General features: G+C 64.8%; 28 protein-coding genes. 18 read left to right on the top strand and 10 right to left on the bottom strand.

Annotated elements, in window-relative coordinates:
- Positions 1–93: 93 nt before the first annotated feature.
- Entirely contained in the window at positions 94–1,452 is a 1,359-nt protein-coding gene (locus GGD66_RS08570; RefSeq protein ID WP_183257398.1) for a histidine kinase, read from the bottom strand.
- A gap of 142 nt (positions 1,453–1,594) precedes the next feature.
- Between GGD66_RS08570 and GGD66_RS08575 the strand changes: the two genes are divergently transcribed.
- Complete coding sequence (locus GGD66_RS08575) at positions 1,595–2,215, top strand: response regulator transcription factor (protein ID WP_183257399.1); 621 nt, start codon at positions 1,595–1,597, stop codon at positions 2,213–2,215.
- A 74-nt stretch (positions 2,216–2,289) separates the two neighbouring features.
- A complete protein-coding gene (gene fghA / locus GGD66_RS08580; protein WP_092261806.1) occupies positions 2,290–3,135 on the top strand; it encodes an S-formylglutathione hydrolase in 846 nt (281 codons plus the stop codon).
- A gap of 170 nt (positions 3,136–3,305) precedes the next feature.
- Here fghA and GGD66_RS08585 read toward each other — a convergent pair whose 3' ends face one another.
- Positions 3,306–3,878, bottom strand: coding sequence for a DUF3280 domain-containing protein (locus tag GGD66_RS08585; protein ID WP_091966648.1), 573 nt, complete (start codon positions 3,876–3,878; stop codon positions 3,306–3,308).
- Between the two features lie 60 nt (positions 3,879–3,938).
- Between GGD66_RS08585 and GGD66_RS08590 the strand changes: the two genes are divergently transcribed.
- The 6 genes from GGD66_RS08590 to GGD66_RS08615 all read left to right on the top strand — a co-directional run bounded on the left by GGD66_RS08590 (position 3,939) and on the right by GGD66_RS08615 (position 8,779).
- Complete coding sequence (locus GGD66_RS08590; RefSeq protein ID WP_183257400.1) at positions 3,939–5,120, top strand: ABC transporter substrate-binding protein; 1,182 nt, start codon at positions 3,939–3,941, stop codon at positions 5,118–5,120.
- Between the two features lie 8 nt (positions 5,121–5,128).
- Positions 5,129–6,097 carry a YVTN family beta-propeller repeat protein gene (locus tag GGD66_RS08595; protein WP_183257401.1) on the top strand — a complete coding sequence of 323 codons (969 nt, stop codon included), beginning with the start codon at positions 5,129–5,131 and terminating at the stop codon, positions 6,095–6,097.
- The gene (locus tag GGD66_RS08600; RefSeq protein WP_183257402.1) at positions 6,094–6,900 is read left to right on the top strand and encodes an ABC transporter ATP-binding protein; all 807 of its coding nucleotides are present in this window, start codon (positions 6,094–6,096) and stop codon (positions 6,898–6,900) included. Before GGD66_RS08595 ends, GGD66_RS08600 begins: the two co-directional genes overlap by 4 nt.
- Positions 6,897–7,745 (top strand): ABC transporter permease, encoded by an 849-nt coding sequence (locus GGD66_RS08605; RefSeq protein ID WP_183257403.1) that lies wholly within the window; start codon positions 6,897–6,899, stop codon positions 7,743–7,745. The genes GGD66_RS08600 and GGD66_RS08605 overlap by 4 nt, the downstream gene beginning before the upstream one ends.
- Entirely contained in the window at positions 7,742–8,350 is a 609-nt protein-coding gene (locus GGD66_RS08610; RefSeq protein ID WP_183257404.1) for a hypothetical protein, read from the top strand. Before GGD66_RS08605 ends, GGD66_RS08610 begins: the two co-directional genes overlap by 4 nt.
- Positions 8,351–8,479: 129 nt before the next feature.
- Positions 8,480–8,779: a copper-binding protein gene (locus tag GGD66_RS08615; protein WP_018320714.1), complete on the top strand. Its 300-nt coding sequence runs from the start codon at positions 8,480–8,482 to the stop codon at positions 8,777–8,779.
- Positions 8,780–8,947: 168 nt separating this feature from the next.
- Here the strand turns inward: GGD66_RS08615 and GGD66_RS08620 are convergent, their stop codons facing one another.
- Together GGD66_RS08620 and GGD66_RS08625 are read right to left on the bottom strand one after the other, a co-directional pair.
- A complete protein-coding gene (locus GGD66_RS08620) occupies positions 8,948–9,505 on the bottom strand; it encodes a PQQ-dependent catabolism-associated CXXCW motif protein (RefSeq protein ID WP_092261811.1) in 558 nt (185 codons plus the stop codon).
- Complete coding sequence (locus GGD66_RS08625; protein WP_183257405.1) at positions 9,502–10,383, bottom strand: substrate-binding domain-containing protein; 882 nt, start codon at positions 10,381–10,383, stop codon at positions 9,502–9,504. Before GGD66_RS08625 ends, GGD66_RS08620 begins: the two co-directional genes overlap by 4 nt.
- Positions 10,384–10,509: 126 nt before the next feature.
- On the opposite strand from GGD66_RS08625, the gene GGD66_RS08630 reads away from it, so the two are divergent.
- Both GGD66_RS08630 and GGD66_RS08635 read left to right on the top strand, forming a co-directional pair.
- Positions 10,510–11,436, top strand: coding sequence for a quinoprotein relay system zinc metallohydrolase 2 (locus GGD66_RS08630; protein ID WP_092261813.1), 927 nt, complete (start codon positions 10,510–10,512; stop codon positions 11,434–11,436).
- 56 nt (positions 11,437–11,492) lie between these two features.
- Positions 11,493–12,311 (top strand): quinoprotein dehydrogenase-associated SoxYZ-like carrier, encoded by an 819-nt coding sequence (locus GGD66_RS08635; RefSeq protein ID WP_183257406.1) that lies wholly within the window; start codon positions 11,493–11,495, stop codon positions 12,309–12,311.
- 189 nt (positions 12,312–12,500) lie between these two features.
- On the opposite strand, the gene GGD66_RS08640 is transcribed toward GGD66_RS08635, so the two are convergent.
- Positions 12,501–12,860, bottom strand: a complete 360-nt coding sequence (locus GGD66_RS08640; protein WP_026202407.1) for a hypothetical protein — start codon at positions 12,858–12,860, stop codon at positions 12,501–12,503.
- Between the two features lie 87 nt (positions 12,861–12,947).
- On the opposite strand from GGD66_RS08640, the gene GGD66_RS08645 reads away from it, so the two are divergent.
- The 5 genes from GGD66_RS08645 to GGD66_RS08665 are packed head-to-tail and all read left to right on the top strand — an operon-like array spanning position 12,948 to position 16,629.
- Positions 12,948–13,946, top strand: coding sequence for an ABC transporter substrate-binding protein (locus tag GGD66_RS08645; RefSeq protein ID WP_183257615.1), 999 nt, complete (start codon positions 12,948–12,950; stop codon positions 13,944–13,946).
- 1 nt (position 13,947) lies between these two features.
- Complete coding sequence (locus GGD66_RS08650; RefSeq protein ID WP_179735803.1) at positions 13,948–14,685, top strand: ABC transporter permease subunit; 738 nt, start codon at positions 13,948–13,950, stop codon at positions 14,683–14,685.
- Positions 14,675–15,403, top strand: a complete 729-nt coding sequence (locus GGD66_RS08655; RefSeq protein ID WP_183257407.1) for an ABC transporter ATP-binding protein — start codon at positions 14,675–14,677, stop codon at positions 15,401–15,403. The genes GGD66_RS08650 and GGD66_RS08655 overlap by 11 nt, the downstream gene beginning before the upstream one ends.
- A gap of 48 nt (positions 15,404–15,451) precedes the next feature.
- Positions 15,452–16,255 (top strand): pentapeptide repeat-containing protein, encoded by an 804-nt coding sequence (locus GGD66_RS08660; protein WP_177237451.1) that lies wholly within the window; start codon positions 15,452–15,454, stop codon positions 16,253–16,255.
- Between the two features lie 26 nt (positions 16,256–16,281).
- Complete coding sequence (locus GGD66_RS08665) at positions 16,282–16,629, top strand: hypothetical protein (protein WP_026202409.1); 348 nt, start codon at positions 16,282–16,284, stop codon at positions 16,627–16,629.
- Positions 16,630–16,638: 9 nt separating this feature from the next.
- On the opposite strand, the gene GGD66_RS08670 is transcribed toward GGD66_RS08665, so the two are convergent.
- The 5 genes from GGD66_RS08670 to GGD66_RS08690 form a co-directional block, all read right to left on the bottom strand.
- Positions 16,639–16,848: a hypothetical protein gene (locus GGD66_RS08670; RefSeq protein ID WP_018320724.1), complete on the bottom strand. Its 210-nt coding sequence runs from the start codon at positions 16,846–16,848 to the stop codon at positions 16,639–16,641.
- A 154-nt stretch (positions 16,849–17,002) separates the two neighbouring features.
- Complete coding sequence (locus tag GGD66_RS08675; RefSeq protein WP_246788792.1) at positions 17,003–17,845, bottom strand: hypothetical protein; 843 nt, start codon at positions 17,843–17,845, stop codon at positions 17,003–17,005.
- A 262-nt stretch (positions 17,846–18,107) separates the two neighbouring features.
- Positions 18,108–18,188: a pyrroloquinoline quinone precursor peptide PqqA gene (pqqA, locus tag GGD66_RS08680; protein ID WP_012029362.1), complete on the bottom strand. Its 81-nt coding sequence runs from the start codon at positions 18,186–18,188 to the stop codon at positions 18,108–18,110.
- Positions 18,189–18,417: 229 nt separating this feature from the next.
- On the bottom strand, positions 18,418–18,747 hold the full coding sequence (locus tag GGD66_RS08685) for a hypothetical protein (protein WP_246788793.1): 330 nt from the start codon (positions 18,745–18,747) through the stop codon (positions 18,418–18,420).
- A gap of 137 nt (positions 18,748–18,884) precedes the next feature.
- The gene (locus tag GGD66_RS08690) at positions 18,885–19,277 is read right to left on the bottom strand and encodes an EF-hand domain-containing protein (protein WP_183257410.1); all 393 of its coding nucleotides are present in this window, start codon (positions 19,275–19,277) and stop codon (positions 18,885–18,887) included.
- Positions 19,278–19,619: 342 nt separating this feature from the next.
- Between GGD66_RS08690 and GGD66_RS08695 the strand changes: the two genes are divergently transcribed.
- The 3 genes from GGD66_RS08695 to GGD66_RS08705 are packed head-to-tail and all read left to right on the top strand — an operon-like array spanning position 19,620 to position 22,578.
- The gene (locus tag GGD66_RS08695; RefSeq protein ID WP_018320727.1) at positions 19,620–21,284 is read left to right on the top strand and encodes a methanol/ethanol family PQQ-dependent dehydrogenase; all 1,665 of its coding nucleotides are present in this window, start codon (positions 19,620–19,622) and stop codon (positions 21,282–21,284) included.
- 11 nt (positions 21,285–21,295) lie between these two features.
- Positions 21,296–21,652, top strand: coding sequence for a cytochrome c (locus GGD66_RS08700; protein WP_091966698.1), 357 nt, complete (start codon positions 21,296–21,298; stop codon positions 21,650–21,652).
- A complete protein-coding gene (locus GGD66_RS08705) occupies positions 21,649–22,578 on the top strand; it encodes a transporter substrate-binding domain-containing protein (protein ID WP_183257411.1) in 930 nt (309 codons plus the stop codon). The genes GGD66_RS08700 and GGD66_RS08705 overlap by 4 nt, the downstream gene beginning before the upstream one ends.
- Positions 22,579–22,676: the final 98 nt, after the last annotated feature.

Raw genomic sequence — 22,676 nt, forward strand, 5'->3', positions numbered from 1 at the left:
AGTCGCAATCCCGCCAGCCACAAAAGGTCGGGCAATATCGGCTCCCGTTTTCCCGACCAAATCGGGAATTATTCCCGATCACTTCGGGAGCGGTCAGGCGGCCGCGGTCGGGACCAGCGCCTCCACGGTCAATCCGCCGTCGCCGGAGACGACGTTGAGCGTGCCGCCCAGCGCCAGAATCCGCTCACGCATGCCGACGAGGCCGAAGCCGAGCTTCTGGCCCGGCTCCATGCCGCGGCCATTGTCACTGACCCGCACCCGGGCGCAAAAGCGACCGTCCTGCGCCATCTGCTGCGCCGGCTCGATGACGACATTGACCGAGGTCGCACCGGCGTGGCGGAACACGTTGGTGAGCGCCTCCTGCACGATGCGGTAGATGGTGAGGTCGGCGGTCTCGCCGGTCGTGCCCAGCGCGGGCGAGATCGTGGTCTCGATGGCGACATCGGGATGCGATTCCCGCCACAGCCGCGACAGCGATTCGAGCGCCTGGCGCAGCCCGAACTCGGCGAGGCCGACCGGCCGGAGCCGTTCCAGCACGCGGCGATTGAACTGCTGCAGCGCGTTGATCTGCTCCAGCATGGCGCTGCCGTGTTTTCGCACCGCCTCCGCACTCGGGACGCGTCCATCCGCCTGCTTCGCCAGCGCGCCGGCATGCGCGCGCAGCGAGAACAGATACGGCCCGAACTCGTCGTGGAGCTCGCGCGCGATCTCCTTGCGCTCGATGTCCTGGAGCGACACCGCCCGCTCGGCGAGGCGCCGCTTGTCCTCGACCGCCTCACCGAGGGTTGTGGCAAGGTGGTTGAGCTTGGTGCAGATTGCAGCGAGCTCCGGCGCGCCGCCCGGTGCGACGCGGGCTTCGTAATGTCCGCCTTCGAGCTTCCCCATTGCCTCGGCCAGAGACTGCAGCGGGGCCAGCGCCCGGCCGACCACTTTCATCATCAGGAAAAACAGCGCCAGCGCGATCGCCGTGCCGACCTCGAGCTGGGTCACGATGCCGTCCCAGATTTCCGCGATCTCGTCATCGGGATGCGAGGTGATCAGGAGCGAGCCGGGCTTGCCACGGATCGAGACCGGCACGCTCACCGCGGTCTGCTCGGGATGGACCAGGCTGACGAACCAGGCCGGCGGCCCGCGCGTGTCGGCGTCAGTGTCAAGCCGGGGCGGCGTCTGCGCATTGCCTCCGGTGTCCCGAAGCGTGATGCTGACATGGCGCAGGCGGCTGAGATCGCGCGCGATCTGGTTCAGCCTGGCATCCGGATCTGGCGCCTCGTTGAGATCGGCAACGATCATCTCGATGAATTCGCGGGCGAGCCGGATCACGCTCTGATCCTCGGCCTGCACGCGGGGACCTGCCTCCGCGACCTGGCGGCCGATATTGACGGCGAGCCCCAGCGCCAGCAGCAGCGCCAGCAAGAGGTTGATGCGCCCGCGCAAGGATAGATTTTGCCACATTGGTGTCGCCCGTGCCTCGCGAAGCCCCGCCTGCCGCTGTCCGATGACGTTGACAGCGGCGAAGCGCCCGATATCTAATCGGAAGCGTACAGCAATCCCGGCCGGGCGCGAAACAGGCCGACGCTGTCACAAGGAAACGCCTATGCGCATTCTGATCGTCGACGATCATCCCATTGTCGCCTCCGGCTGCCGTGCCGTGCTGGCCGACGAGGGCGAGATCGAGATTTTGGAGGCCGCCGACGCCGAAGACGGCGAGTGCGTCTTCATCGTCGAACGCCCCGACCTCTGCATCATCGACATCAATTTGCCGACCGTCTCCGGCTTCGAGCTCGCGCGCCGCATCCTCGAGCGCGCGCCGGAGGCTCGCATCATCATGTTCAGCATGAACGACGATCCGGCCTTTGCCGCGCGCGCGATCGAGTGCGGCGCCAAGGGCTACGTCTCCAAGACCGGCGACCCCGACGACCTCGTCGAGGCGATCCGTGCCGTCGGCGGCGGCGGCACGTATTTGCCGAGCGCGATCGCGCGCAGCATCGCCTTCGCAGGACCGACGCTGGCGCAAAGCCCGCTGTCCAAGCTGAATGCGCGCGAGATAGAGATCCTGCGGCTGCTCAGCGCCGGCAAGAGCCTGTCCGAGATCGCCTGGCTGGTGCAATCGTCCTACAAGACGGTCGCCAACACCTCGTCCATCATGCGCCAGAAGCTCGGGGTGAAGACCTCGGTCGAGCTGGTGCGGCTGGCGATCGACAGCGGTGTTGCCTGACGCAGGCAGCTGCCACAAATTCGGTCACACAAGCGTTGCAATATTGATGTGGTGAGATGCCACGGAGTGAAGGCATGACGATTCAGACTGTCTCGACCAACAAATCCTACGGCGGCGTGCAGGGCGTGTATCGCCATGCGAGCCAGGCGACCGGAACCGACATGGTGTTCTCGGTCTATGTTCCCCCGCATGCCGACGGCGCCAAGCTGCCGGTGGTCTGGTATCTGTCCGGGCTCACCTGCACCCATGCCAACGTTACCGAGAAGGGCGAATTCCGCAAAGCCTGCGCCGAGCTCGGCCTGATCTTCGTCGCGCCCGACACCTCACCGCGCGGCGCCGACGTGCCGGGCGATGCCAACAACGCCTATGATTTCGGCTTAGGGGCCGGCTTCTATGTCGACGCGACGCAAGAGCCCTTCGCGCGCAATTATCGGATGTGGAGCTATGTCACCGACGAATTGCCGAAGCTCATAGCGGGAAATTTTCCCGTCGACGCCAAGCGGCAATCGATCATGGGCCATTCGATGGGCGGCCATGGCGCGCTGACGGTGGCGCTGCGCAACCCGCACCGTTTTCGCGCCGCGAGCGCGTTCGCGCCGATCGTGGCGCCCTCGCTCGTGCCCTGGGGCACCAAGGCGCTGACCGGCTATCTCGGACCGAACAAGGACGCCTGGCGCGGCCACGACACGGTGGCGCTGATCGAGGACGGCGCGAAGTTTTCCGGCTTCCTGGTCGACGTCGGCGAGGCCGACAATTTCCTGAAAGAACAGCTCAAGCCGGAGCTGCTCGAAGCCGCCTGCACCAAGGCGGGCATCCCGCTGACGCTGCGCCGTCAGGCAGGCTATGACCACAGCTATTATTTCATCTCGACCTTCATGGGCGATCATCTGCACTGGCATGCGGAGAAGCTGAAGGGGTGATCGGCTTTCTTCTCCCCTCGCGATGAGGGGTATCTCTCCGTGCGCGCAGTATCGTAGGGTGGGCAAAGCGAAGCGTGCCCACGATTTCTCTCGAATCATTGATTGATCGTGGGCACGGCGCAAGTGCGCCTTTGCCCACCCTACGATTCCCAATTCGCTGAGAGAATATCCTACTCCCGCTTGCCGTAATTCGGCGCCAATAGCCGGTTGCGGATCAGGTAGCTCATCGTGCGGGTCCAGGCTTCATCCGTGTTGCCGCGCATGTCGGCGCTGGCGGCGGCGATCATGTTGCCGGTCTTCACGTCGCGCAAATAGATGTTGAGGTTGATGATCAGGTTCGAGACCTTCTGCACCATGCCGGTGATCTCGAGGTCAGCGCCCAATTCGCCGGCGAGCTTGAGGTCGCAGCCGCCGCAGGCCTGTAAGTTGGCGTGACGGGCGGCATCCCTGACCGGCGCGATGTCGAGTACCTGGAACCTGCCGGACTCCGTCAACTCCTTGCGCAGCTGCTCGCTGATGAGCACGAGCCGTGCCTCTTCGGGCCTGGAGCCGTAGAACTCCCCTGGCAGGCTGGTGTCGATCAGCTCGAAATCGAACACGGCCAGTTTCGGTGGATCGGCGCGCGCGAGCGAAGGCGTCAACAGCAAAGCGGCGATCATCATCAATGCTCGCATGATCGTGATTCCAGGCCTCGCGCGCGCAGGGACGAAATGCGGGGTTGCATGCCCTGCCAAATCGGTCATGCTCGAAGCAGAGACAATTCTCCACCTGCGGTCAAGCCGGGGAGATCGTTCGGAGGAAACATGATCCGATGGTTGGCCGGCCTGATCGGCTTTGCTCTTGCCGCGACGAGCGCACTCGCGGCGGAGCCTGCCCTGATCGGCGTCGGCTATCTCGGCCTCGCCGGCACCAGATCGACGCTGTCGCTGGTCGAGCAGCCCGCGGAGAATGACGGCGTCGCGGGCGCGCGCCTCGCCATCGAGGACAACAACACCACCGGAAAATTCCTGGGCCAGCGCTTCACGCTGGAGGAGCGCCGCATCAAGGAAGGCGAGGACGTCGTCCAGGCCGGGACCGCGCTCGCGGAGAAGAACGGCTTCATCATCACCGACCTGCCGGCCGATGCGCTGCTGAAAGTCTCGGACGCCTTGCGCGACCGCGGCACACTTCTGTTCAACGCAGGCGCGATCGACGAACGGCTGCGCGAGGCCGATTGCCGGGCCAACGTGATCCACACCGCACCGACGCGGGCGATGCTGGCCGATGCGCTCGGACAGTATCTGGTATGGAAGAAGTGGTCGCGCTGGCTGCTCGTGGTCGGCTCGCATGACGAGGACAAGCTGTTTGCCGATGCGCTCCGGCGCACCGCCGCGCGGTTCGGCGCCAAGATCGTCCAGGAAAAAACCTTCGAGGACAAGGGCGGCGCGCGCCGCACCGATAGCGGCGTGACGCTGATCCAGCGCCAGATGCCCGTGTTCACGCAAGGCGCGCCTGCTTACGACGTGCTGGTCGCCGCCGACGAGAGCGAGGTGTTCGGCGCGTATTTGCCCTACCGCACCTGGGATCCCCGCCCCGTCGCAGGCTCGGCCGGCCTGGTGCCGCGCAGCTGGGACGCCGCGCAAGACCAGTGGGGCGCGATCCAGATGCAGAACCGCTTCGTCAAGCTGAACTCGCGGCGCATGACCGCGCTCGACATGCAGGCCTGGACCGCAGCCCGCATGATCGGCGAAGCGACCTCGCGCACCAATTCCGGCGACGTCAAGAAAGTCACCGACTTCATCAAGGGCCCGGATTTTTCGGTCGCCGCCTTCAAGGGCACGCGGCTGACCCTGCGCGACTGGAATTGGCAATTGCGCCAGCCGATCCTGCTGGTCGATGGCCGCATGGTGGTGTCGGTCTCGCCGCAGGAGGGTTTCCTGCACCAGGTCTCCGAGCTCGACACGCTCGGCTACGATCGTCCGGAGAGCAAATGCAAGCTGAAGTGAGAACGCAAATGTTGCGCATGTGGGGTGTGGGGCTCCTGTCCGGATTGGCGCTCGCGGCAGCGCCCGCCCATGCATTCATCGCCTATGTCTCGAACGAGAAGAGCAATACGGTGACGGTGATCGACACCGAGAGCTGGACCGTGACCAAGACCATCAAGGTCGGCCAGCGCCCGCGCGGCATCGACTTCACGCGCGACGGCAAGTTCGTGATGGTCGCCGTCGGCGACGACGACACCATCCAGGTGATCGACGCCAAGACGCAAGCCGTGGTGGACAGCCTGCCCTCCGGACCCGACCCGGAATTGTTCGCCCAGGATGCGGCCGGCAAGATCCTCTATGTCGCCAACGAGAACGACAACACGGTGACCGTGATCGACCTCGAGAAGCGCGCCCGGCTCGGCGACATCCAGGTCGGCGTCGAGCCCGAGGGCATGACCATCAGCCCCGACGGCAAGACGCTGATCAACACGTCGGAAACGACCAACATGGCGCATTTCATCGACACGGCGTCGCGCCAGATCGTCGCCAACGTGCTGGTCGATGCACGGCCGCGCTTTGCCGAGTTCAAGCACGATGCTTCCGAAGTGTGGGTCTCCTCCGAGATCGGCGGCACCGTCTCGGTGATCGACCCGAAGAAGCACGGGGTGATCGGCAAGGTCACGTTCGAAATTCCGGGCCTGCGGAAAGAGGCGATCCAGCCGGTCGGCATCGGCATGACCAAGGACGACAAGACCGCCTTCGTCGCGCTCGGCCCCGCCAATCGCATCGCCGTCGTCGACGTCGCCTCGCGCAAGGTGACGAAATACCTGCTGGTCGGTCAGCGGGTCTGGCATATGGCGTTCACGCCCGATGAAAAATACCTGCTCACCACCAACGGCGTGTCGAACGACGTCTCCGTTATCGATGTCGCCGCGCAAAAGGTGATCAAGACGATTCAGGTGGGCGAACTGCCCTGGGGCATCACGATCGCGCCATGACCAGCCCCGCTCCGATTCCCGAGCCACAGGAGGCGCCGAAGCTGGAGGCGGCCGCGGTGCCGGCGTTGTCGATCGACGGCGTCAGCCATGCCTATGGGCAGCGGCGGGCGTTGATCGACGTCTCCTTCAACGTGCAGCCGGCGAGCTTCACCGCCCTGCTCGGCCTCAACGGCGCCGGAAAGAGCACGCTGTTCTCGCTGATCACGCGCCTGTTCGGCATCCAGAGCGGCCGGGTCGGCATTTTCGGCCACGACATCAGCAAAAGCCCCGGCGAAGCGCTGCGGCTACTCGGCGTCGTGTTCCAGCCACGCACGCTCGATCTCGACCTGTCGCTGACGCAGAACCTGCTCTATCACGCCGCGCTCCACGGCATCAGCCGGAGCGAAGCCGCCGCACGCAGCACCGAGCTGCTCGGCCGCATCGGGCTCGCTGACCGCGCCGGCAGCAAGGTGCGCGATCTCTCCGGCGGACAGATGCGGCGGCTGGAAATCGCCCGGGCGCTGCTGCACCGGCCGCGGCTGCTGTTGCTGGACGAGCCGACCGTCGGCCTCGACGTCAAGGCGCGCGCCGACATCATCAGCCAGGTCCGCCAGCTCGTGACGGAGCAAGGCATCGGCGTGCTCTGGGCCACGCATCTGTTCGACGAGATCATGCCGAGTGACGACCTCGTGGTGCTGCACCAGGGCAAGGTGCTGGCGCAGGGGCCGATGAACCGCGTCGTCACCGCAACAGGCGCGCAGGACGTCAACACCGCCTTCATGCGCCTGACCGGCGCGCAAACCCTGCCGGGAGGCGGCGCATGAGCAGCATCACCACGCGCGAGGTGCCGCGCGGCTTCTCGGTCCAGCAGTACCTGACCTGCCTCACCGGAATCGTCTGGCGCGAGGGGTTGCGCTTCCTGCATCAGCGCGAACGCTTCGTCTCGGCGCTGGTGCGGCCGCTGGTGTGGCTGTTCATCTTCGCCGCCGGCTTCCGTCAGGTGCTCGGCATCTCCATCATCCCGCCCTACGAGACCTACATCCTCTACGAGGTCTATATCGCGCCCGGGCTGATGGCGATGATCCAGCTCTTCAACGGCATGCAGTCCTCGCTCTCGATGGTCTACGACCGCGAGATGGGCAACATGCGCACGCTGCTGGTGAGCCCGCTGCCGCGCGGGTTCCTGCTGTTCTGCAAGCTGTTGGCGGGCACCGCGGTGTCGCTGCTGCAGGTCTATGCGTTCCTTCTGATCGCCTGGTTCTGGGACATCACTCCGCCGTCGTCAGGCTATCTCACCGTGCTGCCGGCGCTGATCCTGTCCGGGCTGTTGCTGGGCTCGCTCGGCATGCTGATCTCCTCCGGCATCAAGCAACTCGAGAACTTCGCCGGGGTGATGAATTTTGTCATTTTCCCGATGTTCTTCGCCTCGTCCGCGCTCTATCCGCTGTGGCGGGTGCAGGAGGGCAGCCCTTATCTGTACTATCTCTGCGAGGCCAATCCGTTCACCCATGCGGTCGAGCTGATACGCTTTGCACTCTACGGGCAAATCAACTGGGTCTCGCTGGCAGTGGTCGCGGCTTGCACAATCGTCTTCATGATCGGCGCAATTCTGGCCTATGATCCCTCGCGTGGGTTGGCGCGACGGGGGCCCGCAGGAGGCGAAGGATGAAGGTTCTGGCAATGGCTGTTGTGGCGCTGGCGCTGTCGGGCACGGCCGCGCGCGCGGCCGATCCGCGCTATCCGGACTGGCCCTGCACGCAAGCCAAGGTGCCGGAGATTTCGCTTGCCGCCGTCTGGGCCGGCCCGGCACTCGACGACGTCCAGAACACATGGAAAGACGACGCCAAGATCAGCGCGCTGGTCGCAAAACTATCGGCGCGCAAAACGCCGCTCGAAGAGGCCGAAAAGTCCGTGAAGGAATTTCTGGCCGCCTCCGCCACCGACAAGACCGCAAAGGCAAAGCTCCTGTTCGCCGGCCTGTTCGACACGCTCAATGCCCAGCGCTCCCAGGTAATGGCCGGGCTCGAACGCGTCAGCCGCAAGCAGCGCGAAGCCGCTGACAAGATTCGCGAGGAGACGATCGCCCTTCATGCGCTGCAGGGCGCGACGCCGCGCGACGAGGCCAAGGTCGAGGCGCTCGGCAACGAGTTGATCTGGAAGACCCGCATTTTCGAGGACCGTCACAAGGTCGTGCGATTCGTCTGCGAGGTTCCCACCACGATCGACCAGCGCCTGTTCGCACTTGGCCGCGTGATCCAGCAGGAAATGGAATAGCGCCCGCCTCGCTGGCGCCCACCACAGGTTCCCGGATCGGCCCGGTTAACCTTTGCCCTGCTATCTGCCGGAACCAAATCGATCTAGGATGGCTTGTCGAAGTGAACTCCAAGACGTCGGGAGGCCTCGATGGGAACCACAAGATTCATCTGTGCGGGCGCTGCGGCCCTCAGCATGCTCGCAACCAGCGCCCTTGCTGACGACATGACCGGAATGGTCATGCGGATCGATCGGCTCAACGGCACGATCTCGATCCAGCAAACGCAGAAGGGCACCGTCGGTGGCAGCGCTGGCGGCGCCGGCGCGCTCCAGGAGTACAAAACCAAGGACGCCGCGATGCTGGAGGCCGTTCATGCCGGCGACAGGGTGAACTATTCTGCGACCGAGAACAACGGCACGGGCACGCTGACGAAGCTGCAGAAGCAGTAGGCGCTTGCCTCTCCCCGCTTGCGGGGAGAGGCCGGATTGCATCGAAGATGCAATCCTGGTGAGGGGGAGTCTCCGCGAGTCCAACTCTCACCGTCCCCGAGGAGAGTCCCCCTCACCCCAACTCTCTCCCCGCAAGCGGGGCGAGGGAGCAGACCTGCGTTCACTCGTCTACTGCTCCGGCCGCGGCTCCGGCTGCACCTCTTCCGTCGGCAGCTTGGCGCGCTCCCAGCCGTCGGTGCCGTCAGGGTACCAGGCGATGTTGGAGTAGCCATACGCCAGCGCGCGCTTGGCGGCGTTCCAGGACATCCAGCAGTCGGCGAGGCAATAGATCACCAGCAGCGCGGCCTTGTCGCCACGCGAGGCCTGTGCGAGGCCGCGCTGGAGATAATCGTCCATGGCCGGCGGCAAACTGCCGTAGCCGGTATCCGGCAGCCAGATGCTGCCCGGAATGTTCTTGCGCGGCGCATCGCGCCACACCGTGCCTGCTGGAAGGTTCTTCGGCTTCGGCGGGCGCGGCAGCACGTCGACGAACGCACCGCTCCTGGCGCGCCAGATCGCTTCGGCTTCCACCGTATTCAGCACGCGCGCACCCGCGAGCGTCGCCGGCACCGGTGCGCGATAATTGTCGGCGCGATAACCCTCGGGCTCGAACGGCTCCTGCTGCTGCGCGGATGCCGGCACCGCCAACGCGGCAACGACGAGCGCAGCGGCAAGACGCCGCCTCATGGCGACTTCTTGGCCGCCTCCGCGCTGAGCGGCCGATCGCTCTCGTCGAGCAACGGTATACCGAAGTCGACCAGGATCTTGTTGATCTCGCCCTGGTTCTCCTGGATCAGCTTGTTGAGCTGTCGCTTCCAGTTCTGGTCGGCGGGACGCACGCCCATGCCGATGCGATAGACCAGCTTCGGCCCCGTGGTTTCCTTCACCAGCGGCGTGACGTGAAGCGAGCCGACCTTCTTCGCGTAGTAGCCGGCCATGGGTCCCCACAGCACCCCGGCGTCGATCTTGCCGGCGGCGAGGTCGTCGACCATCGCTTGCGCCGAATTGTCGTAGCGCGTGTCGATCATCAGCGGATAGGGCTTTGCATCGCTCATCAGGCCGGCGATGGCCATGTTGGTCGCCGGCGGCGTTCCGGCGACGATGCCGACATGCTTGCCCTTCAGCTTCGGATCCTCGAGCGTTTCGACGTCCTCGAGCCCGCTGCCGACCTTGGCGACTAGGGCGTACGACGTGCGGTAGTAGGGATTGGTGCCCTGTACGACGTCATCGCCTTGCGGAAAGCCCATGATGACGTCGCAGCGATGTGCGCCCAGCGTCATCCGCACGAAGCCGGTGGCCTGCGGGAAGAAGACGTAGTCGAGCTTCTTCTTGAGCTTGTCGGCAAACAGCTCGGCCAGCTTGTTCTCGAACCCCTCGCCCTTCTCGTTCGAGAACGGCAGATTGCGCGGATCGGCGCAGACGCGCAGCACGTTCGGGTCGACCAGCTCGAACGAGAGGTCGCCGCTGTCGCTGGTCTGTGCGATGGCGACATCGCCGAACGCACAGGACGCAACCAGGACCCCCAGTGAAAACAACCAGCGACGATGTCGTCCGGCCTCCGTCATCGCGCTTCCTCCTCGTTTTGTTTGAATGCTATCCATGCAACGCATGACGCGCCATGTTTTGCCAGACTTCGCTGGCTTTGCTTTGTTGCAGTGCAATGCAGCAACCCTTTGAACTGAGGCGGAAAAGTGTCTCGCATCGCTCGAGTGATCGCAGCCTTGTCCCTGCTGGGGATCGTAACGCTAGCACGGGCCGGGGCGGCCGAATTGCCTGTGAGCGAAGTCGCACCGGGAATCTTCGTACACTCCGGGGCCATTGCCCTGATGACCCGCGAGAACGAGGGCGACATTGCCAATGTCGGCTTCATCGTGGGCGATGATGCCGTAGCCGTCATCGACACCGGCGGCAGCCTCCGCGAAGGCGAGGCCCTGCTGGCCGCCGTGCGGGCTCGCACGGCCAAGCCGATTCGCTATGTCATCAACACCCACGGCCATCCCGACCACGTCTTCGGCAACGCGGCCTTCGCCGCCGGAGACACCAGCTTCGTCGGTCACAGCAAGCTGCCGCAGGCGCTCGCGACGCGCGGACCCTACTATCTCGACAATTTTCGCCGCATCATGGGCAGCGAATTGATCGATCCCGTGAAGATCGTTGCCCCGACCCTCTTGGTTTCGGACACGATGACGCTCGATCTCGGGTCGCGTCGCCTGACCTTGCGCGCCTGGCGGACCGGGCACAGCGACAGCGATTTGACCGTGTACGACGAGACGACGAAAACCCTGTTCGCAGGCGACCTCGTCTTTCTTCGCCACATTCCGGTCATGGACGGCAGTATCCGCGGCTGGCTCGACACGTTGAAGGAATTGGAGACCATCCCGGCGCAACGCGTCGTTCCCGGTCACGGCCCCGTGAGCGACTGGCCTGCCGCGCTGGCCGATGAGCGGCGTTACCTGTCAACGCTGTTGTCCGACGTGCGCACGCTGAACAAGAAGGGCGAGCCGATCCGAGCCGCCGCCGACAAGGCGGCTGCACAGGAGCGACCGCGCTGGGAGTTGTTCGGCGATTACAATGCCCGAAACGCAACTGCAGCATTTTCGGAAATTGAATGGGAGTAGCAGGCGCGCTACGATAGGTGCAGGAGATCAGCCTCGCTGCTCCGGGGACCATGACCATGATCCGATGGACACGCCACCTGCCCTTGATCGCCGCCCTTTTCGGCATCGCCTTCGCCGCACCAGTGCAGGCTGAAGAAGCCGACGATCCCTGGCCGGGCCTGGTGCAGGACATCTTCAACAGCCGTGCGATGAATGACGGCAGCGCCGTCATCGGCATCGAGATGCCGTATCGCGCAGAGGACGCGGCGATCGTGCCGGTGACCCTGCGCAGCAAGCTGTCACCCGCAGACAGTCGCCGTATCCGTTCGATCACGCTCGTGATCGACCGTAACCCGGCGCCGATGGCGGCGAAGTTCGAGCTCGGCTCCGATGCCAATGTCACGGAGATCTCGACGCGCGTGCGTGTCAACAATTACACCGATGTGCACGCGGTGGCCGAGCTCAGCGACGGCCAACTCTATGTCTCGAAAGTCTATGTGAAGGCCTCGGGCGGCTGCTCGGCGCCGGCAGGAAAGAACGCCGAGGAGGCGCAAAACCGGCTCGGCCAGATGCGCTACCGGCAGTTCGCGCGCGAGGAAGCACCCGCGACCCGCATCCGCGAAGCACAGATCATGATCGGCCATCCCAACAATTCCGGCCTGCAGATGGACCAGGTCACGCAGCTCTACATTCCCGCCTTCTTCGTCAACCAGCTGAAGCTGACGCAGGACGACAGCCCGGTGCTGTCGATGGAAGGCGGCATCTCGATCTCGGAAGATCCCAATCTGCGCTTCACCTACGTCTCCAACGGCGCGAAGCGTTTCCGCGCGGAAGCAAAGGACACGGATGGGCACGTGTTCCGGAATGAGTGGGATGTAGAGAAGCCGGGGACGTGAGAGGCGGATCACCCTCCCCTGGAGGGGGAGGGTCGGCTCACATGAAGCGCAGCGAAATGTGAGACGGGGTGGGGTGACGGTCTCTCCACATCCGACACCGCCGAGTGGAGAGATCACCCCACCACCCCGCTCGCGCTGCGCGCGATCGACCCTCCCCCTCCAGGGGAGGGTAAGACATCGCCGCTATCATCAGAAACACCTCACCTCGGCTTCCGCCTGCGCGCGCCGCAAATCGTTCACTGCCGTGTTCGCCTGCTCGGAGGTGCGGAACTGGACGCCGAGGTTGCCGCGGACCTGGGACATGCTGAGCGCGGTCTCGGCAGTCACGTAGCGCTCATAGGTGACGATCGAGGCGACCACATCGATCGAGCAGGAACATTGCTCGATCGATTGCCGGCTCTCGCCATTGGCCTTCATGCAGCCATAGACGTACTCCGCGCGCGCCGACGTCGGATAATCATTGGCCTCCTCGGCCCGCGCCACGCACGCGGTCGCCGCCAACACCGTCAATGCGGCGACAATCGGTCGTAGCTGTCCGGCCAGTTTCATGCGCATCCTCCCGCGGGTTGCGAGCAAAGCTATGCTATGCGTATTGTCCTGAAAAGCACTCTGTCAGAGGAAACGGCTCACAAGGTGATGAGAGCATTTGGCGTGATAAGGGCACTTGGTCGGACATTTGCGCTGGCGACGACGCTGGCGCTGACATTGGCCGCGCCCGGCCGCGCCGCGGATACGATCCGCCTTGCGGTGCAGAAAACCGGGACATTTTCCTGGGAGCTGGCCGCGATCCGCGCGAGCGGCCTCGACAAGGAGGCGGGCCTTTCGCTCGAGGTCACCGAGCTCGCGAGCACCGAGGCCGGCAAGATCGCGATGCGCGCCGGCAGCGCCGACATCATCCTGTCGGACTGGCTGTGGGTGTCGCGCGAGCGCGCGCTCGGTGCCAAGCTCACCTTCTATCCCTATTCCAGCGCGCTCGGCGCGGTGATGGTACCCGCATCCTCTCCGATCAAGACGCTCGCCGACCTGAAGGGGCGCAAGCTCGCGGTCGCCGGCGGGGCGATCGACAAGAGCTGGCTGCTGCTCCAGGCGAGAATGAAGCAGGACGGCATCGACCTGAAGTCGGAGGCGACCATCGCCTACGGTGCCCCGCCCCTGATCGCCGCCAAGGCGCTCGACGGCGAGATGGAGGCGAGCCTCAATTTCTGGAATTTCTGTGCCCAGCTCGAGGCCAAGGGATTTCGCCGCCTCGCCGGCATCGAGGACATTCTGCCGAAGCTCGGTGCCAAAGGCGCGGTCTCCGCGGTCGGCTATGTCTTCGACGAGAATTGGGCGTCGAGCCATCGCGACGCCGTGGCGCGCTTCATCGCAATGACGCGCAGGGCCAAGGAGTTGCTGGTGACCTCGGATGCGGCCTGGGACAAGATCGCGCCGCTGACCGGCACGTCCGACGCAGCCATGCTCAAGACCTATCGCGACCGCTATCGCGACGGCATTCCGCGCCGGAGCATCGACGACGAGGAGAAAGACGCGCGCGTGCTCTACCGCGTGCTGGCCGAGATCGGCGGCCGCGACCTCGTCGGCCCGGCGGCCGAGCTCGATCCGGGCACGTTCTATCACGCGGTCCCCGGAGATTGAGGTGCTGCGTCTTCTGTCGTTCGCCCTGTTTCTCGCGATCTGGTGGATTGCCGCGCTGTTCGTTGGCGGCGCGAAGCTGCCCTCGCCGCCAGCCGTGCTCGAGGTGATGATCGCGGAAGCCTCATCCGGCGCGCTGTTCCTGCATCTCGGCGCCACGCTGGCGCGCGTCACCCTCGCCTTCGTGCTGGCGATGTCGCTCGGCAGCGCCATCGGCTACCTGATGGGACGGGTCAGGCTTGCGGATAAGCTCGGCGATCCCTGGCTGATCCTGCTGCTCAATTTGCCGGCGCTGGTCGTGATCGTGCTGGCCTATATCTGGGCCGGTCTCACCGAGGCCGCCGCGATCGCGGCGATCGCCATCAACAAGCTGCCGACCGCGGTGGTCACCTTGCGCGAGGGCACCCGCGCGCTCGACCGCTCGCTCGACGAAATGGCGAGCGTGTTCGCGATGCCGCGCTGGCGCGCGTTCCGCCATGTCGTGCTGCCGCAGCTTGCGCCCTATATCGCCGCGGCTGCCCGCTCCGGACTGTCGCTGGTGTGGAAGATCGTGCTGGTCGCCGAGCTGCTGGGACGACCGAACGGCGTCGGCTTCGAGATCGGCGTCGCCTTCCAGCTGTTCGACACGCCGCGGCTGCTGGCCTATTCGCTGACCTTCGCCGCGGTCGTGCTCGTGATCGAAACCTTGCTGGTGCAGCCGTTCGAAGCTCGTGCAAACAGGTGGCGGCCCCGTGCGGCTTGAGGTCGATATCACAGGCAAGACCTTCAGGAGTGCCGCGGGCGGAACGCACGAGGTGCTGGCGCCGGTCAGATTCGCGCTTCAATCCGGCGAGGTCGGCGTGCTCATCGGTCCGTCCGGCTGCGGCAAAAGCACGATGCTGCGCATCATCCTCGGGCTCGATAGCGATTTCAGGGGCCACGTTGCGCGGCCGCCGGAGGCGCGGATCGGCATGGTGTTCCAGGAGCCGCGGCTGTTGCCGTGGCGTTCGGTCGAGCAGAATGTGCGGTTGGCGGCGCCCGACGTGACCGAGGCGAAGCTGTCGGAGCTCTTCAGGATTCTGGAGCTGGAAGCGCATCGAAGCCACTTTCCCGGCGAGTTGTCGCTCGGTCTTGCCCGGCGCGTCGCGCTCGCGCGCGCTTTCGCAGTCGAGCCCGATCTGCTGGTGCTCGACGAGCCCCTCGCCTCGCTCGACGATGCGCTCGCCGGCCGCTTGCGCGACGAGATCGCGACGCTGGTGGCCAGCCGTCCGGTGATGACGCTTTTGGTGACACACAGCCTGGACGATGCAGTGCGCCTCGGCGACCGGCTGTTCTTCCTGTCGCCGCGGCCAGCGCGGATCGTGGCCGAGGTGCCTATCGGCATCCCGCGCGACAGACGCGACGAAGCTGAGATTGCGGCGATCAAGGCCGGCCTCGCCCAACGAACTCAAGGCGACCGCACTGAGCGAGATGTCTCATAGCCGGTCGCCTGGCGGACGTGCTAGGCTGGGCCGGCGGCGGAGTCGATGATGACGCGGACGGTCGCCCTCTCAACGCTGGCAACGCTTGGTCTTGCACTCGTCACGATGACGGCGGGCGCGCAGGACATGATGCGCGACGTCGACCTCACCTCCCCCGCGATGGTCTCGTCCGAAATGACGAGGCCAGAGGTCGAGGCCGTGCTGGCCAAAGCGAGCGCCGCGCAGCCTGCCGATTTCACCGGCAAACGCCTGTCGGGCCTCGATCTCTCGGGGCTGGACCTGTCCAACGCGGTCTTCCGCGCCGCGCGGCTCAACAAGACAATACTCCGAGACGCCAGGCTTGACCGTGCAATCCTCGATCAGGCGTGGCTGCTGGATGCGGATCTTACCGGCGCAAGCCTGAAGGGCGCCAATCTGTTCGCCTCGCAAATGGCCCGCGCGCGTCTCGACGGCGCGAACCTGTCAGGAGCGCGCATCGCTGCCGATCTCACCGGCGCAAGCCTGGTCGGCGCTTCGATCGCGGACGCGAATCTGGGCGCCGATATGCGCAACCAGTCGATGGGGCTGATGCGCGCGGTGCTGAGATCCGCCAATCTGGAACGGCTGAACGCGCGCAACGCCGATTTGTCGCGCGTCGACCTCGAATTCGCAGTCCTCAGGGGCGCCGATCTGAGCGGCGCATCCCTGAAAAACGCCCAACTCGGCGGAGCCGATCTGACGGGCGCCATCGTCATCGACGCAGATTTCGACGGCGCCGATCTCGTCTCGGCGAAGCTGATCGCACTGAACGGCCTTGACCGCGCCAAAAATTTCGACAAGGCAAAGAACCGCGAGCGCCTGATCAGGGAATGATGGCCCGCCTTTGGGAGGACTGGCTGATGCGTTGGGTTCTAGCTTTGATCGCGTCGTTGACGCTTGCCGGCGAAGCCGCCGCGCAGGCCAAGGGCAAGGGCATAAGGCTCTGGAACCTGACGACGGAGACGATCTCCGGATTCCAGCTCTCACCCGCCGGCAAGACCGACTGGGGCCCGAACCAGTGCTTGAACGATAAGGACAAGGAGGTCGACCACGACGAGCGGCTGCGCATCACCGGCGTCGAGCCGGGCCGCTACGACGCCAAGGTCAGCTATCCCAATGCGCGGCAATGCGTCGTTCGCGACATCGAGATCAGGGCGGACGCGGTGTTCTCGATCGCCGACAAGGATCTGAAAGACTGCAGCAAGTAGCGAGACGCCTTACGCCTTGTCGTTCGGGTGCGGATATTCGCAGCGCCACCGCACCGCCTGCCACTTCGGATGGTCGCCGACCCATTGCGCGATATAGGGGGGCGCGGCCATCGCGCATTGCCGCGGCGACCCGCCATAGTTGAACATTAGATGCTGTTCCTCGCAGGTCGCAGGCGAGAGCACCGCACACACAGTCACCACCAGGTCAATCGGGTTCATGCCGGGATCCTCTCGCAAGGGGCGGTCAAGATTAGCACGAAAGGTTACGTTCCACGGAAGCGGAAGTTTCAGATCCGGGCGAGAAATGGGGCCGGAACTGGGCTCTTCCCGTGCTCCCGGGCAAAGCAAAGCCCGGGCATGACGACGCTCTCTGCTAAAAATTAACCCCGAACACCATCCGGGCCTGGTGGCGTTCGAAATTGACGAGGTCGAGATTGCCGCCCGATCCGGCCGGGCGCCCCCAGGCCTGCATGCTCCAGCTCAAGGTCAGCCGCGAGCGCTCGGAGAGCTGGAAATAAGCGGTCGGGCCGACGAACAGGGCCTGGCCTGAAAACTCGCCAAGGCCGATGCCTTCGTATTGCCGGAAGTAGCGCAGCTCGCCGCCGAGCAGCATGTTGGGCCGCACACGCACAAGGCCGGCGAACGCCGCACCGATCGTCGAACTCTTCTCGGACTGCCCCGCCACCTCGAAGCGCGCCCATTCCGGTTGATAGATCAGGTTGAGGGCGCCGATGGCGAAGTTGGGGATGAGCTCGCGGTCGAAAGCGAGGGTGAATTCGGTGCCGTACATCCGCCCCTTCGCGCCGCTGGTCTCGTCGATGCGGTCGCCATGCAGCTCGGCGGCGATGGTGAGGCCGAACGGGGCGTGCTCGCGGTTGATCAGGCGATAACGCAGGTCGAGCGAGGCGCCCTGGAAGTTGATCTGGCGGCGGTCGTCGATATCAGGGACACCGGTGATGTCGTGCAAGCTGGCGGCGGCGCCGACCTCGATGCGGAAGTTCGGCAGCGGCACGATCTCGATCTCGACCTCTTTCTCAAGAGCGCGATAGGTCCCGCCGCCCTTGCCGAAGCGCCCCGTCGTCTGGCTCTGGAATTCGCGCTCGCCGGGATTGCCGACATCGGTGCCGATCATGAAGCCGAAGATGTGCTCGGTATCGAAGCCCTCCTCGGCGTGCCCATGCGTCGGTGTTAGCGCGATCGCGCCTGCAATCACCATCAGAAGTCTGCGAACTCCGCCGCGCATCCCCATGCCCCGAAGGCGCGCGCCGCTTTGATGCGGCAGCAGCGCTGACCGAGCATCAGCGTAACACACTGCAGCAAGAGCGGGGTCGAGATTTTGATGGAAGATGATTGAAGCCTGCGCAGGCGTGTCATCGCGTCGATGGCAAGACGCAGAGCACAACGATGCCAGGCCTGAGATCCGACACTGCCACGGCTTCGACGGCGCTCACCGTCGAAGCCGCGGCAGGTCGTCAGTCTTACTTGCGCGCAGCGCAGGCGTACATGTTGATTTCCATGCCGACCGGCACTTCCACGATCTTCGGAGCTTTCCAAGCCATTCGGGGTCTCCCCAAGGTATTGAGCGCGACATCGCGCGGCGCAAAACCTAGGGCTGCGTTAGGTGCAGTTCAAGCCTCGATTCGCCTGCCGAGCGCGTCCGTGTCGATTCTTCGCGGCTGCATTTCTCTCTCGGACAAAGCCAGTTCCCTCTTGGTCAAACACGACCTGCGAGACACCGTCTTGTGCGACGCACCGCACGTCGAATCGACACGAAGGGCACCGTCGCCGTCAGCAGCCCTTATCGGCCATTGCGGCGTCCGGCTTGGCACCTTCGGCGCGCTGAGCCGCCGTCGGCTGGCTCTGCATCTGCCGCTGCGCATCTTCGGATGAAGCCGGCGTTTCGCCACTTGCACGATTCATCGTGCTGGTCGGCGGATGCTGGCTGGTGTCGCCCGCTGAACTGGACGAGTGCGACTGCGCTGCGCCCACCGTCACGGGACCAGAACCGGCATCCTTGTCAGTGCTGGCGCTGCCCGTGTTGCACTGGCCGGCGACGGCGACGCCGGCGCTCAACGCCAGGATCGCGCAGGCAGCAAGAATGGAACGTTTCGTGTTCATCTGCATCTCCTCTTCTCCCGCCGCGCTGCCCCGGCGCCGAGCAGGACTCGCGAAGAGAACAGGCCGAACAGCCTGATGTTCCGAGTGTCGGAGCGGAAATGCCCGCAAACGCCCCCTCGTCTGTTCCGATTTACCGTTCACCGCAACAATCGCAGCAGCGACCGGCCAGCGCGCGAATGCAGCTCCTTCGCATCCAGCGTTCCGTCCATGTCGGGATTGGCCGCGTTGAAGCGCTGCTCGACCACGGCGAGATATTCGTCGAGCGTCAGGGTCCCGTCGCGATCGGGATCGGCCGCGGCAAGCTCTTTCGCCGTCAACCGCCCGCGCAATTCGCGCGCGTCGAGCGTGCCGTCATGATCGGGATCGAGCTTTGCGAACGTTGCGGCGGCCGCCTTCTTCACCTCGGCAAGATCGAGCGTGCCGTCATTGTCGGTGTCGAACAACTTGACCGCGTTGCCGGAGGCCGACCACGCCGGACCGGACAACAATGCAATGGTGAGTGCAAGCGCAACTGAGCGACGCGAAATCATCAAGACCTCCCAGATGAAGAGCCCCGGTTCGGGCGGGACACAACGAAATAAATCCACAAGCAGTCCCAGGTTCAAGTCCGTAACTGCAACTTGCGCGCGCGACAACCCCGGGGAACCCGGCTTGCGCTCCCGAACGACCGATGCCCGGAGCTGCGTCGCGTCGCGGGATTTTTCAGCGTCTCCGCACAAGTGGGACTCGGCTGTCGTCAGGTTTCCGTAAGGTGACCGGCGCCTGTTCAACGATATCGACACGACACTTATGACTTTCGTATTGACGCGTTTTGGTTTCCGACGGAGTGTTGCTCCCGCAGCGTCAAAAGGCGCGCATATTGGGAGGAACGGATGAAACGCTTTGCGATGGCCGCGAGCCTCGTCATGCTTGCATCGACTTGTGCAAGCGCACAGACCACCGAGCAACTGGTCAAGGGCGCGACCGATACATCGAACGTTCTCAATTACGGGATGGGCTACAATCTGCAGCGCTTCTCGACGCTGAACCAGATCAACAAGGACAGCGTCAAGAACCTCGTCCCGGTCTGGAATTACTCGTTCAACGACGATCGCAGCGAGGAATCGCAGCCGCTGGTGTACCAGGGCGTGATCTACGTGACCTCGCACAACGCGACCATGGCGGTCGACGCCAAGACCGGCAAGCAGATCTGGAAGACCAAGGTCGAATATCCCGCCGAGACGCCGCGCATCGTCTGTTGCGGCATCATCAACCGCGGTGCGGCGCTCTATGACGGCAAGGTGTTTCGCACCACGCTGGACGCCAACGTGATCGCGCTCGACGCCAAGAACGGCAAGGAGCTGTGGCGGCAGAAGGCGGCCGACATCAAGGAAGGCTACTCCATGACGGTGGCCCCGCTGGTCGCCGACGGCGTCGTCATCACCGGCATCTCCGGCGCCGAATTCGGCACCAGGGGATTCATCGACGGCTGGGATCCTGCGACGGGCAAGCATCTGTGGCGCACCCATTCGATCCCCTCGCCGGAAGAGCCCGGCGGCGATACCTGGAAGGGCGATACCTGGAAGCTCGGCGGCGGCTCGACCTGGATCACGGGGTCTTATGACCCCGAGCTGAACACGATCTATTGGGGCATCGGCAATCCCGGACCGTTCAACTCGGCGGTGCGTCCCGGCGATAATCTCTACACCTGCTCGGTGCTGGCGATGGATCCCAAGACCGGCAAGATCAAGTGGCACTACCAGTTCTCGCCGAACAATCCGTTCGACTATGACAGCGTGGCCGAGATGGTCCTCGCCGACATGAATGTCGAGGGCAAGCCGACCAAGGTGCTGATGGACGCCAACCGCAACGGCTTCTTCTACGTGCTCGACCGCACCAACGGCAAGCTGCTCGCGGCCAACCCTTACGTGAAGGTCAACTGGGCAACCGGCATCGACATGAAGACGGGACGTCCGATCGAGACCGACGTGTCGAAGGACGCGCGCGAGGGCAAGAAGGTCACGGTCTATCCGTCGATCCTCGGCGGCAAGAACTGGGAGCCGATGTCCTTCAACCCGCAGACCGGCCTTGCCTATGCCAACACGCTCGCCTTCGGCGGCAGGTACAAGACTGAGCCCGTCACCTTCAAGCAGGGTGAATGGTATCTCGGGATGGACCTGACCGACCTCTGGGAGTACGGCGACGGGCCGCGCGGTCATCTCAAGGCGATCGATCCCATGACCGGCAAGTCGAAATGGGAAGCACCGAGCGACATTCCACGCTTCTCGGGCGTGCTGTCGACCGCGGGCGGCGTCGTGTTCTCGGGTGCCCTGACCGGCGAGTTCGAGGCCTTCGATGCCGACACCGGCAAGAAGCTCTGGCAGTTCCAGACCGGGTCCGGCATCGAGGGCCAGCCGGTAACCTGGCAGCAGGATGGCGTGCAGTATGTCGCGGTGACCAGCGGCTATGGCGGCGTCTACTCGCTGTTCTCGGGCGACGAGCGGCTTGCCAACGTGCCGCCCGGCGGCTCGCTGTGGGTCTTTGCGGTCAAGCAGTAATCCACGGCATGATGCTGAGAAAACCATCTCACAAGACGGCGGCGGTCCTCGCCGCCGTCGCGGGGCTGACGGTCGCGCTTGCGGCGACCGTTCGCGCCGCGGACGACGCAACCGGCAATCCCATGCAGGCACAGATCGACCACGGCAAGTCGACCTATGCTTCGAAATGCTCGCACTGCCACGGCCCCAATCTAATGAACTCCGGCACGATCACGCCGGACCTGCGTGCCATCCCCGACGACAAGACGCGCTTCGTCACCACAGTGAAGAACGGCAAGAACAACAAGATGCCGCCGTGGGGCGATATCCTCAACGACGAGGAGATCGGCTCCCTCTGGGCCTTCATCTCCAGCCGGAGGAAGCCATGAGGGGCCGGCGTGCTGCATGGAGCATTGCGGCCCTCCTTTCGACGATGGCGTCGGTCGCCCTTGCGGCCGACGATCCCCTGAAGATCTGTCTCGACGAGGACCGGCCGCCGTTCTCGATGCACCACCGCGGCAAGCCGGATGCCGGCTTCGACGTGCTGCTGGCGCAGGTAATGGCGGAGCGGCTCGGACGGAAGCTGACGATCCAGTGGTTCGAGAGCAAGCTGGACGAGGATTCGAGTCCCCAGCTCGAGGCCAATGCGTTGCTCTCGGATGGCCGCTGCTCGCTCGTCGGCGGCTACGCGCTGACGAAGGATTCGCTCGTCGCCCCCGGGATGAAAACGGCGCGCTTGCCTGACTTCGCCGGGGCCACGCGCGACGATCGGCGGCGCCGCGTCGCACTCGGCGTGCTCGCGCCGAGCCAGCCTTACGTCTATTCGCCGATGACGGTCGTGCTCGGGCCGAAGGCAAGCGGGCGCAAGATCGGCGACATCGGCGATCTCGCCGGCCTTCGTCTCGTCATCGAAAGCGGCTCGCTCGGCGACGCCATCCTGATGACCTTCGACAAGGGACGGCTGATCGACAACATCACCCATCTCGTCCCCGGCCGCGACGATCTGCTGGGCGCACTCCAGCGCGGCGACCATGACGCGACGCTGATCGACCTCGGCCGCTTCGACGCCCATCGCGCCGCGCATCCGGACACGACGATCACCGCGTCGGGCTACTATTATCCGATCGGCGCCAATCGCGGCTATGTCGGACTGGGCAGCGATGGCGCGCTGATCGACGCCGTCAACAAGGCGCTGACGGGCCTCGCGGCCGAAGGCAAGATCGCAGAACTCGGCAAGCAGGCAGGGCTCACCTATCTGCCACCGCGCGAGCCTGCGATTCTGGGCGATGTCTGGATGAAGATCATTCAGCGGTAGAGCTGGTCGCGGCGAGCGGCAGCACCTCCGCGCGCTCCGCTGTCATGCCCGCGAAGGGGGCATCCAGTACGCCGCGGCCCAACGGGTCAATCACAACC

Source organism: Bradyrhizobium sp. CIR48 (assembly GCF_014198315.1).
Lineage (GTDB): Bacteria > Pseudomonadota > Alphaproteobacteria > Rhizobiales > Xanthobacteraceae > Bradyrhizobium.

What these genes read in the sequence shown, in the direction of transcription:
- GGD66_RS08575 (WP_183257399.1), top strand. Translation starts at nt 1,595, where the DNA reads ATGCGCATTCTGATCGTCGACGATCATCCCATTGTCGCCTCCGGCTGC.
- GGD66_RS08620 (WP_092261811.1), bottom strand. Translation starts at nt 9,505, where the DNA reads ATGAGGCGGCGTCTTGCCGCTGCGCTCGTCGTTGCCGCGTTGGCGGTG.
- GGD66_RS08590 (WP_183257400.1), top strand. Translation starts at nt 3,939, where the DNA reads ATGATCCGATGGTTGGCCGGCCTGATCGGCTTTGCTCTTGCCGCGACG.
- pqqA (WP_012029362.1), bottom strand. Translation starts at nt 18,188, where the DNA reads ATGGCTTGGAAAGCTCCGAAGATCGTGGAAGTGCCGGTCGGCATGGAA.
- GGD66_RS08685 (WP_246788793.1), bottom strand. Translation starts at nt 18,747, where the DNA reads ATGAACACGAAACGTTCCATTCTTGCTGCCTGCGCGATCCTGGCGTTG.
- GGD66_RS08640 (WP_026202407.1), bottom strand. Translation starts at nt 12,860, where the DNA reads ATGAAACTGGCCGGACAGCTACGACCGATTGTCGCCGCATTGACGGTG.
- GGD66_RS08595 (WP_183257401.1), top strand. Translation starts at nt 5,129, where the DNA reads ATGTTGCGCATGTGGGGTGTGGGGCTCCTGTCCGGATTGGCGCTCGCG.
- GGD66_RS08665 (WP_026202409.1), top strand. Translation starts at nt 16,282, where the DNA reads ATGCGTTGGGTTCTAGCTTTGATCGCGTCGTTGACGCTTGCCGGCGAA.
- GGD66_RS08610 (WP_183257404.1), top strand. Translation starts at nt 7,742, where the DNA reads ATGAAGGTTCTGGCAATGGCTGTTGTGGCGCTGGCGCTGTCGGGCACG.
- GGD66_RS08690 (WP_183257410.1), bottom strand. Translation starts at nt 19,277, where the DNA reads ATGATTTCGCGTCGCTCAGTTGCGCTTGCACTCACCATTGCATTGTTG.
- GGD66_RS08605 (WP_183257403.1), top strand. Translation starts at nt 6,897, where the DNA reads ATGAGCAGCATCACCACGCGCGAGGTGCCGCGCGGCTTCTCGGTCCAG.
- GGD66_RS08635 (WP_183257406.1), top strand. Translation starts at nt 11,493, where the DNA reads ATGATCCGATGGACACGCCACCTGCCCTTGATCGCCGCCCTTTTCGGC.
- GGD66_RS08570 (WP_183257398.1), bottom strand. Translation starts at nt 1,452, where the DNA reads ATGTGGCAAAATCTATCCTTGCGCGGGCGCATCAACCTCTTGCTGGCG.
- fghA (WP_092261806.1), top strand. Translation starts at nt 2,290, where the DNA reads ATGACGATTCAGACTGTCTCGACCAACAAATCCTACGGCGGCGTGCAG.
- GGD66_RS08585 (WP_091966648.1), bottom strand. Translation starts at nt 3,878, where the DNA reads ATGACCGATTTGGCAGGGCATGCAACCCCGCATTTCGTCCCTGCGCGC.
- GGD66_RS08705 (WP_183257411.1), top strand. Translation starts at nt 21,649, where the DNA reads ATGAGGGGCCGGCGTGCTGCATGGAGCATTGCGGCCCTCCTTTCGACG.
- GGD66_RS08675 (WP_246788792.1), bottom strand. Translation starts at nt 17,845, where the DNA reads ATGGTGATTGCAGGCGCGATCGCGCTAACACCGACGCATGGGCACGCC.
- GGD66_RS08670 (WP_018320724.1), bottom strand. Translation starts at nt 16,848, where the DNA reads ATGAACCCGATTGACCTGGTGGTGACTGTGTGTGCGGTGCTCTCGCCT.
- GGD66_RS08660 (WP_177237451.1), top strand. Translation starts at nt 15,452, where the DNA reads ATGACGCGGACGGTCGCCCTCTCAACGCTGGCAACGCTTGGTCTTGCA.
- GGD66_RS08645 (WP_183257615.1), top strand. Translation starts at nt 12,948, where the DNA reads ATGAGAGCATTTGGCGTGATAAGGGCACTTGGTCGGACATTTGCGCTG.
- GGD66_RS08625 (WP_183257405.1), bottom strand. Translation starts at nt 10,383, where the DNA reads ATGACGGAGGCCGGACGACATCGTCGCTGGTTGTTTTCACTGGGGGTC.
- GGD66_RS08695 (WP_018320727.1), top strand. Translation starts at nt 19,620, where the DNA reads ATGAAACGCTTTGCGATGGCCGCGAGCCTCGTCATGCTTGCATCGACT.
- GGD66_RS08615 (WP_018320714.1), top strand. Translation starts at nt 8,480, where the DNA reads ATGGGAACCACAAGATTCATCTGTGCGGGCGCTGCGGCCCTCAGCATG.
- GGD66_RS08600 (WP_183257402.1), top strand. Translation starts at nt 6,094, where the DNA reads ATGACCAGCCCCGCTCCGATTCCCGAGCCACAGGAGGCGCCGAAGCTG.
- GGD66_RS08700 (WP_091966698.1), top strand. Translation starts at nt 21,296, where the DNA reads ATGCTGAGAAAACCATCTCACAAGACGGCGGCGGTCCTCGCCGCCGTC.